At 38.0% G+C, this 13,658-nt stretch carries 11 protein-coding genes; 3 read left to right on the top strand and 8 right to left on the bottom strand.

Features of this window, described 5'->3' with window-relative positions:
- Nucleotides 1-248: 248 nt before the first annotated feature.
- From Q9317_RS01670 to Q9317_RS01635, 8 genes are all read right to left on the bottom strand, one after another.
- Nucleotides 249-1,325 (bottom strand): hypothetical protein, encoded by a 1,077-nt coding sequence (locus tag Q9317_RS01670; RefSeq protein ID WP_121791485.1) that lies wholly within the window; start codon nt 1,323-1,325, stop codon nt 249-251.
- Nucleotides 1,326-1,563: 238 nt separating this feature from the next.
- Nucleotides 1,564-3,171: a glycoside hydrolase family 13 protein gene (locus Q9317_RS01665; RefSeq protein ID WP_305981568.1), complete on the bottom strand. Its 1,608-nt coding sequence runs from the start codon at nt 3,169-3,171 to the stop codon at nt 1,564-1,566.
- An 80-nt stretch (nt 3,172-3,251) separates the two neighbouring features.
- Nucleotides 3,252-4,385 carry an ABC transporter ATP-binding protein gene (locus tag Q9317_RS01660; RefSeq protein WP_003100637.1) on the bottom strand — a complete coding sequence of 378 codons (1,134 nt, stop codon included), beginning with the start codon at nt 4,383-4,385 and terminating at the stop codon, nt 3,252-3,254.
- 130 nt (nt 4,386-4,515) lie between these two features.
- Entirely contained in the window at nt 4,516-5,361 is an 846-nt protein-coding gene (locus Q9317_RS01655) for a helix-turn-helix domain-containing protein (RefSeq protein WP_003100636.1), read from the bottom strand.
- Between the two features lie 76 nt (nt 5,362-5,437).
- On the bottom strand, nt 5,438-6,100 hold the full coding sequence (locus tag Q9317_RS01650) for a YdeI/OmpD-associated family protein (protein ID WP_003100634.1): 663 nt from the start codon (nt 6,098-6,100) through the stop codon (nt 5,438-5,440).
- 102 nt (nt 6,101-6,202) lie between these two features.
- Nucleotides 6,203-6,631 carry a GtrA family protein gene (locus tag Q9317_RS01645; protein ID WP_305981567.1) on the bottom strand — a complete coding sequence of 143 codons (429 nt, stop codon included), beginning with the start codon at nt 6,629-6,631 and terminating at the stop codon, nt 6,203-6,205.
- A 13-nt stretch (nt 6,632-6,644) separates the two neighbouring features.
- Nucleotides 6,645-7,088 (bottom strand): D-aminoacyl-tRNA deacylase, encoded by a 444-nt coding sequence (gene dtd / locus Q9317_RS01640; protein WP_003100630.1) that lies wholly within the window; start codon nt 7,086-7,088, stop codon nt 6,645-6,647.
- 9 nt (nt 7,089-7,097) lie between these two features.
- Nucleotides 7,098-9,317 carry a RelA/SpoT family protein gene (locus Q9317_RS01635; protein WP_003100627.1) on the bottom strand — a complete coding sequence of 740 codons (2,220 nt, stop codon included), beginning with the start codon at nt 9,315-9,317 and terminating at the stop codon, nt 7,098-7,100.
- Between the two features lie 250 nt (nt 9,318-9,567).
- On the opposite strand from Q9317_RS01635, the gene Q9317_RS01630 reads away from it, so the two are divergent.
- The 3 genes from Q9317_RS01630 (at nt 9,568) to Q9317_RS01620 (ending at nt 13,653) form a co-directional block, all read left to right on the top strand.
- Nucleotides 9,568-11,955, top strand: a complete 2,388-nt coding sequence (locus Q9317_RS01630; protein WP_003100624.1) for a bifunctional 2',3'-cyclic-nucleotide 2'-phosphodiesterase/3'-nucleotidase — start codon at nt 9,568-9,570, stop codon at nt 11,953-11,955.
- Between the two features lie 105 nt (nt 11,956-12,060).
- Nucleotides 12,061-12,525: a class Ib ribonucleoside-diphosphate reductase assembly flavoprotein NrdI gene (gene nrdI / locus Q9317_RS01625; RefSeq protein ID WP_003100621.1), complete on the top strand. Its 465-nt coding sequence runs from the start codon at nt 12,061-12,063 to the stop codon at nt 12,523-12,525.
- Between the two features lie 90 nt (nt 12,526-12,615).
- Nucleotides 12,616-13,653, top strand: a complete 1,038-nt coding sequence (locus tag Q9317_RS01620) for a M42 family metallopeptidase (protein ID WP_003100618.1) — start codon at nt 12,616-12,618, stop codon at nt 13,651-13,653.
- Nucleotides 13,654-13,658: the final 5 nt, after the last annotated feature.

The following is a 13,658-nucleotide window of genomic DNA, read 5'->3' as shown; positions in this document are numbered from 1 at the left end:
ATAAGCATTATTAGATAAACTCATCAAGTTCCAACGTACAGTTATCTGAGTCGGGAAAACTTCAAAAAAATTTCAAATGCTTTTTAGAGGACACCGTGAACTTTCTACTCAGGTGCAAGACAGTCTTGCCCTAGACAAAAAAAGTTGAGCAAACACTCAACTTTTTCTTACTTTAAATAAGCAGTTTGCAGAATCCTTATCACCACAGCTAATCTATGATTTTTTTCTTTAACAACTTGAATTATAATTTATGAGTCGTTTAAAATCATGGCATGAGCAGAGTCTATTTTATATTTTGACAAGGGAATGTTTGTTTTTTGACCAGATTGAACATCATAAATTATTAAATAATCCGAAAAAAGAAAGTAATAAGACCTTTCATTTTTAGCAAAAAACGGAGGAGAGTAATCTTTATCTTCAGGCATCTCATGACTAATTGTCCGCTCTGAATTTGTAGATAAATCACGGATGGTCCAAGGGAAATTCTTATTATAAAAGCCATCATTTTCTATTATCAACTGATTAGCACCATCATGATAATAAATTGACTTGGGATAATTTAGCGATGACATTAAATAATATTTTTCCCTTGTATCTAAATCAAAAACCATGATGCGATTTCCTGACTGAGGTTCACCATTTGTTAAATAACCAGCAAACGTTTCTGGAAGATAAAGTTTATGACCCACATTAGCCATCCTTAGATAAGCAGACCCATCCTCTAAATCTATTTTTTCAATAATTTTAAAAAATTTATCCATTTTCCAAAGACTTGTCCCTGGTTTTTGCGTATTTTTATCAACATAACTAACCAATAAATAAAGGTAATGATCAATTAATAAAAATTGATTACTCGCATTCAAACTCTCTTGATTCGGGATTTTTTGATGAAGTACCTGTTTCAGATTTTTATCAAATTTATAAAAATCTATCCTATCAGTAAAAACAGCAGTGGTATAGAAATAATGATCATCCGCTATAGATGTATAAGCATCATTTCCAGGTGCAGGACTAATTATTTCAGTTAAATTTTTCTTATCAATACTCTCTAGATAAACCTTCAAACTATTTCCTTCTAAGGTTTTTGTCACATATTGATTTCCTAATGCCTTAAAACTTTCCTTTTCAAAAAGTTCGGTTCCCGTTCTTTTAATAGTCTCTACAGGTTTTAAGCTACTACCCGAAGCAGTGAATGTTTTAATCTGATTCTTGTCAAAAATAGCGAGCTGATAAGGTTTACTTGCTTGTCTTTGTTGACACCCACTTAGAATCATAAAAACTATGCCAATCACTAAAAAGCTACAAAAGCAATTTATTTTTTTCATTTCTATTGTTTTTCCCTTCTAATTCATTTATGCAAAACTGATATCGTAGAATCTAACAAAAAGAAGTCTCATCAAACACTAACATAGCAGTAATTTCAAAGTAATAATTTTATATAAATTTTCCTTTGTTAAACTATATCTTCCAATAGTTTTATTAATTTAATCTTACATTATAAAACAAACCTAGGTTTTTACAATCAAAAAACCCTTAGTTGTTTTAGGGTTCTTTGATTTCTTTTTATTTTTTAATACAAAAGGCATCCCAGGCTGCTAATTTAGCATTGGCAATGACTGCTTGTGGATCTGTGTTTGCAATAATCGTCTCGTAATGATCACAAGATAACTTAAACTCTTGGTCTTGATCAGATAGATTAACCACTATCAAATAAGTGTCCTCACCTAAACAACGTTCATAGGCAAAAACCTTGTCGGCAGTCTCAAGCAAGGTGAAATCAGCATCAATTAGCCAGTCCTCTTCTTTACGAAGGGTCACTAATGTTTGATAAGTGTAAAAGAGCGAGTCTTTGTCAGCCAAGGCACTGGCCACATTAATTTCCTCAAAGTTCGGATTAACAGCCAACCATGGTTCTTGAGCACTTGAGAAACCTGCATTTGGACTAGCATCCCATTGCATAGGAGTTCTAGCGTTGTCGCGACCAACCTGACGAATACTCTCTATAATATTCGCTTTTGAAACACCATTTTCAAGAGCTTCTTTAGCATAATTTAAAGACTCAATATCATTGACCTGACTCAAAGACTCAAAGGGATAATTGGTCATCCCAATTTCCTCACCTTGATAAATGTAAGGAGTTCCTCGCATCAAATGAAGCAAGATTGCCATTGCTTTTCCTGATTTAACCCTATAGTCACTGTCATTTCCCCAGATGGACAATACCCGAGGTAAATCATGATTATTCCAAAAAAGCGAGTTCCAGCCTTCACCCAATTTAAGCTCTGTCTGCCACTTGGCGAAAATAGATTTCAAAGCCGGAACATCTAGTTCCTCTGCAAAATCCCATTTAGGACGATTGGGTTTGTGTTGTAAGCCAACATGCTCAAATTGAAAAACCATTGACAATTCTTGATTTTCAGGGCGAGAATAAAGTCTGGCAATCTCAGGAGTCGCCCCCCAAGTTTCTCCAACTGTGAGTAAATCATGGTTTCCAAAACTTGCACGATTCATTTCTTTCAAGTAATCATGTAATTTAGGGCCGTTACCTGTGATTTCAGCGTCAGGAATCTTGCCAATTAAGTCAATAACATCCATACGGAAACCACCAATGCCTTTATCAATCCAGAAATTCATCATATCATAGATTTTTTGACGCAAGTCCTCATTTTCCCAGTTAAGGTCAGGTTGCCTTTTACTGAAAAGATGCAAATAATATTGTCCTGATTGAGCATCTAATTCCCAAGCGGAGCCTGAGAAAATCGATGTTAAGTTGTTAGGCTCATCTCTCCAGATGTAAAAATCTCTTTCTGGACTCTGCGGATTTTCCCTAGCTTCAATAAACCAAGCATGTTCATCAGACGTATGATTGACCACTAAGTCCATGATGATTTTAATGCCACGTTTATTGGCTTCATCAAGCAGGCAATCCATATCAGCCATATCCCCAAAAACATCCGCAACAGCCTGATAATCTGAAATATCATAACCATTGTCATCCATTGGGGATTGGTAAACTGGGGATAACCAAATAGCCGTAATCCCTAGTTTCTCCAAATAATCTAAGCGTTGCGTAATCCCTTTAAGGTCACCAATCCCGTTACCAGTTGTGTCTTGAAATGAGCATGGGTAAATTTGATAAATTGTAGCTTTGTGCCACCAGTGTTTTTGCATTGTCTGTCTCTTTCTAATTTGAAACAAAATCCCCAAAATATTTTTTGAGGACCTTGCATTATTCTAGGAGGATCGATTAACTAGCGAATTGCTTGTTCCGTGTCAATGTCAAAGAAATGTCCTTTTGCAACATTGAAAGTCAAATTGACTTGTTCACCTGGATTATGGAAATCACGGGCATCTACACGAGAAGCAAATTCTGTTTGCCCTAATTTCACATAAAGCATTGTTTCTGAACCTAAAAGTTCAGATACTAAAACTTCCGCACAAACACTTGCATTTGGATAAGTATCTTGGACGATTTGATTGCCTGAAATATCTTCTGGACGGATTCCAAAAGTCACTTTTTTACCTTTGTAACCAGCAGCTTCAAGAATTTTCTCTTGACCTTCAGGAATAGCAATATCCAAACCATCTTCACTTGTCATTCTGCCATCTTTTACAGTTACTTCAAAGAAGTTCATAGCAGGGCTTCCAATAAAGCCAGCAACAAATTTATTTGCAGGAAGATTATACAATTCTTGTGGTGAACCAACTTGTTCGATTTTACCTATAGTACCATTTCCTTGAGGGTTTTTTGTTGCACTCATGATAACGATACGGTCAGCCAAAGTCATAGCTTCTGTTTGGTCGTGGGTAACATAGATTGTAGTTGACCCAATACGACGGTGAATTTTTGCAATTTCAGCACGCATTGAAACACGTAGTTTGGCATCTAAGTTTGATAAAGGTTCATCCATCAAGAATACTTTAGCGTCACGGACAATGGCACGTCCCATCGCAACACGCTGACGTTGTCCACCAGAAAGATCAGCTGGTTTACGGTCTAAAAATTCTGTTAAACCAAGAATTTCAGCCGCCTCTTTAACCCGTTTGTCAATATCATCTTTTTTGTATTTACGCAGTTTCAAACCAAAAGCCATGTTGTCGTAAACTGACATGTGTGGGTAGAGGGCATAGTTTTGGAAAACCATTGCGATATCACGGTCTTTAGGTGATTTGTCATTAACCACTTCGCCATCGATTTTAAGTTCCCCTTCTGAAATATCTTCCAGACCAGCAATCATACGAAGCGTTGTTGACTTCCCACATCCTGATGGGCCTACAAAAACAATAAATTCTTTGTCTTTGATATCCAAATCAAAATCTTCAACAGCGTAATGTGTTGTGTTTGGGTATTTTTTGTAGATATGATTTAAATTTAATTCTACCATGACGGACTCCTATTAGTATTGGTGCTATTAACCAATATTCTTTTTTATGTTGATAGGTTTATTATAGCAAAGATAGCGTTTTCAAAATACAGACAAGGCGCCCAAACTTTTTGGGCACCTTGCACACGACTTATGTTAACAAAAAGAGATGAACAAATGCTAAATCGTCTAAATTCTTAAGGTTTAAGCCTGATTGAGCTAATAATTTGTCCAATTTGTATTGTAATGAGTTGCGGTGAATAAACAAACGTTGGGCAGTCTGCACCATATTCCCTTGGCATTGCCAAAGAGCAGTCACTATATCCGAAACGTCCTTATTTTGAAGAAAAATTTGATTAAAATGATCTTGAATAGCTTCCACTGATATCTGAACTAAAAGAGACCATACCATTAGCTCTGAAAAATAGGTTAACTTCTTATCGCCTTTTCGAGATAAATAAGCTGAAAAAAGTGTATTTTCTTCCTCAAAAAAAGCTTTAAGCTGGTTATTTGTCCCTAATGTCCAAGGATTCCCTAGAAAGGCCGACAAGGCTAAACCAAAATCATTTTCTACTGTTGGCAAAACATCCTTAAGAATCTGATAGGCATCCCCTTCTTCTTTAGGGTTAAGTAAAAAGGCCGTCCGCGACTGACTAATTCTCACCACTGCTTGAACACCGCCCAAAAGTGTAACCAACAGATCAATCAACTCCTCAGAAAGAGACTGATGGTGATTAAGATAAAGAAACTGATAAAACTCTAAAAGATCAGGCAATTTCCCAGTTCCTTTTAATAAATAACCTTCCCAAGCTGTTAAATGAGGCCTGTTTTTTAACTTCTGACCCGTTTTTAAAGAAAGAAGAGACAATTCCCTTTCAGACAAACTATCCTTAGGGAAATGAAAAAAACGCCCATCTTCTTCAATACTAACAAAGGCATCGTCTGATAGCGGAAACGCTCCACAAGTCACACCCGGAAATAATTCTTTCAGTTCCATACTTATCCTTTCAAGCTATACTTATAGACATTATAACACAGAAAAACCCTTTCAAAAGAAAGAGCTCTTATTTCTACTATGATTTCAAGCTAGCTCGATAGAGTTCGCGTGATTTAAAACCAGCTTTAAGGATATCAAGCATCTCTGTTTGACGTTTCTCTTGTGTCGCCTTTGTTTTTGCTGAGTAAATATATCTGGCCCACCCTCTTTGATAGCCGGGTGTTAACTGCTCAAAAAATACCTTTTCTTTGGGATGGGTTGTAAGATAAGCTTTGACATCATTAATTTTCTCCACATAATCTGCAACTTTTTGGCTAGATTTAGATGCTGATCTTTCTTCCACTTCCTTAGTATATTTAAGTCCCAAAAGAGTGTAATTGTCATCTAGTGCATTCATTCGATTGAATTTAATGGTCGTTCCCTCAACATAACCATTGTCTTGATCAACCTTCAAAAATGGGAAAATACTATCACGACCAATAGCCTCATAACCCAACTTATTTTTGGTTTTTGGATACATAAGGTAAAGGTGTCCATTAGGCTTAAGAAGCTTTTCATTAAAAACCCTAAAAATAAGCTCTTTCATCTCTTCTAAGTGATAAACATAGCCCACAATTAAATCAGCAGGAAAGGCATTTTGCGGAAAGTGATCAAAAACACTCTTTTCCCTAGCCAGCTTCATTAAGGTTATATCTTGGAATTTAGCCATCTTCAATTTTTTAAACAATGGTTCTGTCATGATTTCTTCACCCTCTCAATTCTTTTTAACTCATTTTATAAAAAATTCAGACAAATAGCGACAAATGAAACTCAAAAAAGAGACGGTCATACCATCTCCCTTTCAGTTATGATTTCTAAAAATAAGGTATTTGCTAACAAAGTAATTGACAGCAATGATTAAGATTTGCGCCAAAACAGACTCTACTTTATTAACCCTTGACAAATCATTTCCCACAAAACAAGCAATTATTTGTGGGTATTTCTCTACAAGAAAATAGGCTAAAGCAAGATCCATCACCAAGGTTGACAACCTTACAAGAACAAACTGCCAAAATCGTTTGAGCACCCCTTGCGGTTTTTGTGGAAATACAAACTGATCATTGGTGATAAAAGCAAAAAGAATTGCCGTAACATTAGCAATTGCCGCCGACAAGGTCGCTTGTCCTGTCATTTGATAGACAAAAAATCGAATAAGTAGATAGAGGAGAGTTGTCAACAGGCCAAAAATCAAATAAGCAAACACCTCACTTTTTAAGACTTGTTTTGACAAGACAGTCCTCCTTTTACTTATTTTTTGTATCTAAAACAATGGTTACAGGCCCATCATTAATCAAGGAAACTTGCATGTCTGCTCCAAAAATCCCTTTTTCAAGGGGACATGTTTCAGCTAGCAAAGCATTAAATTGGTCATAAAGCTGACTAGCCCTATCAGGTTTAGCAGCCCCCGTAAAGGCAGGTCTATTCCCTTTTTTGGTGTCTGCATAGAGGGTAAACTGCGAAATAGACAGAATGCTTCCTCCAATATCTTGAACAGACAAATTCATTTTGTCATCAGTATCTGAAAAGATACGCATATTGAGAATTTTTCGCGCAGCATAGTCTAAATCTGATTGGTCATCTTCTGGTCCAACTCCGACAAGGAGCATTAAGCCTTGATTGATAGCGCCAGCGATTTTCCCATCAATACTAACCGAAGCCTGCGACACACGTTGGATGATAATTTTCATGTAAGCTCCTTAACCATTCGTACGTTTGACATTGTAGATATCTGGAACTGCCTTGATTTTCTCAACAACAGTTGTTAAGTGAGAAAGGTTTGGTATGCCAAAGCTGACATGGATATTGGCAAATTTCATGTCTTTAGTAGGTTGAGCATTGACAGTTGAGATACTTTTTGTTGAGTTAGAAAGAATCTGCAAAACATCATTAAGGAGTCCTGCGCGGTTAAGGCCATAGATATCAATCTCAGCTTGGTAATCTTTGCTGGAGTTTTCCATGTCCCATTCCACTTCAATCAGACGTTGCTCATACCCTTCTTGACCTTTAATATTGTTACAATCTGCTCGGTGAATCGCAATCCCTCGGCCTTTTGTAATATAACCTTCGATGTTGTCGCCAGGAACAGGATTACAACACTTGGCGATACGCATAAGAAGTCCCGATGCTCCTTGAATAATCACACCATTTTCACTACGAACTTTAAGCACTTCCTTGTTTTCATGCTTAACTTCGCCACCGTTAACCAATTCTTCAGCTTCAGCTTTAGCTTTAGCCCGCTCTTCTAGTCGACGCTCTTTTTCAGTTAATTTATTGAAGACCGAAACTGGACTCAAATCTCCAAAACCAACAGCTGCATAAAGCGACTCCACACTCTTGACACTTAAACGCGGCAAAATATCTTCCATCTGTTTTCGGTCTAAGTATTTATTGGCAACATAGCCTTGTTCTTGGAAATAATTAACCAGAAGTTCACGCCCCTTGTTAACCGAAAGTTCCTTGTCTTGATTCTTGAAAAATTGGCGGATTTTATTGCGAGCTTTATTAGTTTTCACTAACTTAATCCAATCACGACTTGGCCCAAAGGAACTTGGATTGGTTACAATCTCGACCACATCACCTGTTTTTAATTTAGCTGTCAGTGGCACCATGCGTCCATTGACTTTAGCACCTGTCGCTTTTTCACCAACTTGGGTGTGTATGGCATATGCAAAATCAATAGGCCCCGACTCTTTAGGCAACTCTTGCACAGCACCTGTCGGCGTAAAGACATAAATACGTTCAGAAAAAATTTCTTCTTTGACAGAATTAACAAAATCTTTAGCATCTCCATTTGAAGCATCTTGAAGTTCAACAAGCTCATTAATCCAGTTCATGCCAACTTTTTGGTCATCTTGATTAACTTTACCTTTAATGCCCTTTTTATAAGCCCAGTGAGCCGCAACCCCATACTCGGCAACTTGATGCATTTCTTTTGTACGAATTTGAATTTCAATTGGCCCTTTAGGCCCATATACAGTCGTATGAATAGACTGATAGCCATTGGCTTTTGGAGCTGCAATATAATCCTTGAAGCGGCCTGGCATTGGACGCCAGAGCTCATGAATATAACCAACCATTGCATAGACATCACTTTGTGTCTCCATGACACAACGAATAGCAATCAAATCAAAAATTTGATCAAAACGTTTTTTCTTGTCACGCATCTTACGATAAATAGAGTAAATATGCTTTGGACGACCATAAACATCCCCATAAAGTCCTTGTTCATTGGTGTAAGTCATGATTTTATCCACAATTTCATCCACCAAAGCCTCACGCTCACGGCGCTTTTCTGTCATCAAATGGGAGATACGGTAAAATTCTGTCTCGTTAAGGTAGCGAAACGATAAATCTTCTAACTCCCACTTAATGCGGCTAATCCCCAAACGATGAGCCAAAGGCGCATAAATCTCCATGGTTTCACGAGAGATACGCTCTTGTTTATCTTTTCGTAAATGCTTGAGAGTCCGCATATTGTGCAAACGGTCAGCTAATTTAACCAAGATAACACGTATATCTTTAGACATTGCCATTAGCATTTTACGGTGATTTTCAGCTAATTGTTCTTCATGTGACTTGTACTCAACCTTACCAAGTTTGGTTACTCCGTCAATGATATCACGCACATCTTTACCAAAGTCTGTCTCAATATCAGCCAAGGTAATATCTGTATCTTCCACAACATCATGCAAAAAACCACAGGCTACAGTGACAGCATCCAAATGTAAGTCTGCTAAAATACCCGCTACCTGAATAGGGTGAATAATATAGGGCTCCCCTGATTTACGTGCCTGATAATAATGCGCCGCCGTTGCATAGTTAAGTGCAAATTTGACAAAGGCAGCATCAGATTCTGACATATATCCGGATGCTATTGCAACCACTTCTTCTCCCGTTAAATTAATTTCTTTTGCCATCTGTGTCCTCATAAAAAATTTCTTGTCTTTATTCTATCATTTTACCAACAAAAGCAAAAGCAGAGTTCCTTAGTTTATCACGCTTCAAGCATCTTCTTCCTCTCATGAAACAAAGAATGTCGCTCTTGTTTATGCGTATGTTTTTGTTCAATTTATTTAAAAAAGTTCGTAAAAAGGATTGATGAAACCCTTTACATGTTGTATAATGGTTATCCAAATTCATTTTTTAATAAATTTTAGGAGATTTCGAATGAAAAAACATTACGTTTCAAAAAGTGCAATCTTTTTAAGCATGCTTATGGCCACTGGTATGGCCCACTATGTTCAAGCTGAAGACTTAGCAGCTCCCGCTCCAACTAGTCTTGAAACAAGTACAAATACAACCAGTGACATAGCAAGTACACCTTCTGCAAGCCTTGAAACACCGACAGCAACCAATAGCACTAGCTCCCCAGAAACTGCAACACCGACACCTCCTACAACACCAACTAGCACAACACTAGCATCAAGCCCTCAGGCCGAAACATTAGCTAATACTCCTGTTGAGGGCCAAACACTTGATGTTAGAATCCTGTCAACAACTGACTTGCATTCTAACCTCGTCAATTACGATTACTATCAAGATAAAGATTCACAAACCATCGGTTTAGCTAAAACAGCCGTTCTAATTGATAAAGCAAAAACAGAAAAAACCAATACTGTCTTAGTGGATAATGGCGATATCTTACAAGGAACACCATTAGCTACTTACACAGCACTAATTAATCCTGTTAAAGCAGGAGAAACACACCCAATGTATGAAGCCCTAAAACTCTTAGGCTATGACGCTTCAACTCTAGGAAACCACGAATTTAACTATGGCTTAGACTACTTAAATACCGTTATTGCTTCTGCTAATCTTCCAATCGTCAATGCCAATGTCTTAAATGCTACTACCAAGGAAAACATGTTTAATCCTTATAGCATTATCACCAAAACTTTTCTTGATGCTACTGGAAAAACTGTTGACCTAAAAATCGGTATCACAGGAATTGTGCCACCACAAATCATGGCTTGGGATAAAGCAAATCTCGAAGGTAAAGTAACTGTGATGGACTCTGTCCAAGCTGTTGAAAACATTATTCCAAAAATGCGTCAAGCAGGGGCTGATATTGTTTTAGTCTTAGCACATACAGGTATTGGAGATAATGTCTATGAAGTTGGCGAAGAAAATGTCGGTTACCAAATTGCAAGCTTGAAAGGCGTTGATGCCGTTGTCACAGGTCATTCCCATGCCGAGTTCCCTTCAGGTACTGGTACTGGTTTTTACGAAAAATACGAGGGTGTCGATGGTGAAGCAGGTCTTATCAAGGGGACACCTGTTACCATGGCTGGAAAATACGGTGACCACCTTGGTATTATCGATCTCAACTTAACCTATACAAACGGCAAATGGTCTGTGAACAGAGACAAAAACCATGCTGAAATCCGCAAAATCGATACAAAATCAACTGTTGCTAATCCTGACATTCTAGCACTTGCTAAAAAAGTTCACGAAGGAACTGTTGCTTACGTTCGTCAACAAGTTGGTGTTTCTACTGCACCAATCACTAGCTACTTTGCCTTGGTTAAAGATGACCCATCTGTTCAAATTGTTAACAAAGCTCAACTCTGGTATGCCGCGCAGCAATTAGCTGGAACAGCTGAAGCAAATCTCCCACTGCTTTCTGCTGCAGCACCATTTAAAGCTGGAACACGTAACGACCCAACAGCTTACACTGATATTCCTGCTGGACCTCTTGCAATCAAAAATGTGGCCGATCTTTATTTGTATGATAATGTGGCTGCTATTTTGAAAGTCACAGGCGCTGATATCAAAGAGTGGTTAGAAATGTCTGCTGGGCAGTTCAACACCATCGACCCTAAAAATGCAGGCCCACAAAACCTTGTCAATACTGAATACCGCACCTACAACTTTGATGTTATTGATGGCATTACTTATGAATTTGACATTACACAAGCAAATAAATATGACCGTAATGGGGTTATTGTAAACCCTGAAGCTAGCCGAGTTCGCAACCTGAAATACCAAGGCAAAGCAATTGATCCTAACCAAGAATTTATGGTTGTTACTAATAACTACCGCGCTAGTGGAACATTCCCTGGCGTTAAAAACGCCACTATCAATCACCTTCTTGGTTTAGAAAACCGTCAAGCCATCATTAACTATATTGTCTCAGAAAAAACCATTAACCCAAGTGCTGACAACAACTGGTACTTTACTGATAGCATTGCTGGACTTGATCTTCATTTCTTAAGTTCTGATAAAGCAAAAGATTTGATTGGTGACAAAGAGGACATTTCATACAACGGTCTTTCAACAGTTGAAGGATTTGGTGACTTTATCTTCACATATGTTAAACCTAAAGCTGTCGAAGAAACGCCAAAATCTGGAACACTCACAGACCAAGACCGTAAAAATATCCATCAAATGGCTGCCAAAGCTTACCAACAAGTTAAAGTCGCATCAGCAACTGCCACAAGTCATGAAAATCTTCCACACACAGGAAGTCAAGAATCTAAAGGCTTCTTATTCATGGGCTTAAGCCTACTAGGACTAGCATCATTATTTGCTCAAAAAGAAGAAGACAAGGCTTAAATACTCAAGAAATCAAGCAAGGCTTGGTTTCTTTTTTTCTTGTTTCCTCCTATATATTGTGATAAACTCTATAATAAACAACTATATCTAGTAAAAGGAGACGAAATGTCCCAATTAACCATTGTCTTTATTAGCCTTAGTGGCAATACCTTAAGTTTTGTCAAACGCCTGTCACAATACCTAAGTGATACCAAAAACATCACCTGCAAACTCATTAACATCAAAGATCAAAATCACCAAACATTCAAAGTAGAGGAAGATTTTCTCACTATCATTCCCACTTATCTGGAAGGAGGAAATGGGGTGGATTCTGGCGATGTCGAGATATTAACAACCCCACTTGGAGATTTTATCCGTTCACATGATAACTACAAGCGCTGCTTTGGCATTATCGGATCTGGAAACTTGAATTTTAACAAGCAGTATTGTTTAACTGCAAAGCAATACGCCAAGCGTTTTGGCTTTCCTATGATTGGGGACTTTGAAATGCGAGGGACCAGTTCTGATATTGAACGTCTCGCAAAAATCATTTTAGAGCAAAAAGAAATTTGGCTAAATAATCAAGCTTAAAAGGTCAGAACTTATTTTCTGACCTTTACTGTTTTAAAAAAACATAAATGGTATAATTAAGGAGATAATTGTTATACCTAAGGAGATTTTATGAATACCACTGTTAACTACATCACAGCATTAACTAATATTCCATCACCCACAGGCTACACTAAAACCATCATGGATTATGTCACTAACGAATTAAGCACCTTTGGTTATAAGCCTAAAAGAACCCACAAAGGGGGACTTATGGTTTCTGTCCAAGGGCAAAACGATGATAAACACCGTGTTGTCACAGCCCATCTTGATACATTAGGCGCTATGGTTCGTGCCATCAAGCCAGACGGTCGTTTAAAATTAGACTTAGTCGGCGGCTTTGTTTATAATGCCATTGAGGGTGAAAACTGTACGGTGCATGTGGCTAAAAACGGCAAGGAAATTTCTGGTACCATCCTTATGCACCAAACCTCTGTTCATGTCTATAAAGATGCCGGAACAGCTGAACGCAATCAAGCTAATATGGAAGTTCGGCTCGATGAAAAGGTAAGCACTGCTGAACAAACACGCGCCCTTGGCATTGAAATTGGAGATTTCATCTCCTTTGATCCTCGTGTCATCGTTACGGAATCCGGCTTTATCAAATCTCGTCACTTAGATGATAAAGTTTCAGCAGCCATTCTCATGAAACTCCTTAAAGTCTATCAAGAAGAAAAAATACAATTACCCTATACAACTCACTTCTACTTCTCAGCCTTTGAAGAAGTGGGGCATGGCGCAAACTCCAGCCTACCAGCTCAAGCTGTTGAATACTTAGCTGTTGATATGGGAGCAATGGGTGATGACCAAGCAACAGACGAATACACTGTCTCTATTTGTGTCAAAGACGCTTCTGGTCCTTACCATTATGATCTTCGTCAACAAATGGTAACTCTCTGTGAGGATAACAATATCCCTTACAAACTAGATATCTACCCCTATTATGGTTCAGATGCCTCAGCAGCTCTACGTTCAGGAGCCGAAGTGAGGCACGCCCTTCTTGGTGCAGGTATAGAATCAAGTCACTCCTATGAACGCACACACACAGACTCCGTAGAAGCCACTGAAAAATTAGTGGACGCCTATCTTAAAAGTCAAATGATTGATTAAAACAA

Origin of the sequence: Streptococcus iniae, from assembly GCF_030732225.1 — a bacterium.
In the GTDB taxonomy this organism is placed as follows: domain Bacteria; phylum Bacillota; class Bacilli; order Lactobacillales; family Streptococcaceae; genus Streptococcus; species Streptococcus iniae.
This window is presented reverse-complemented; position numbering and strand designations above follow the sequence as displayed.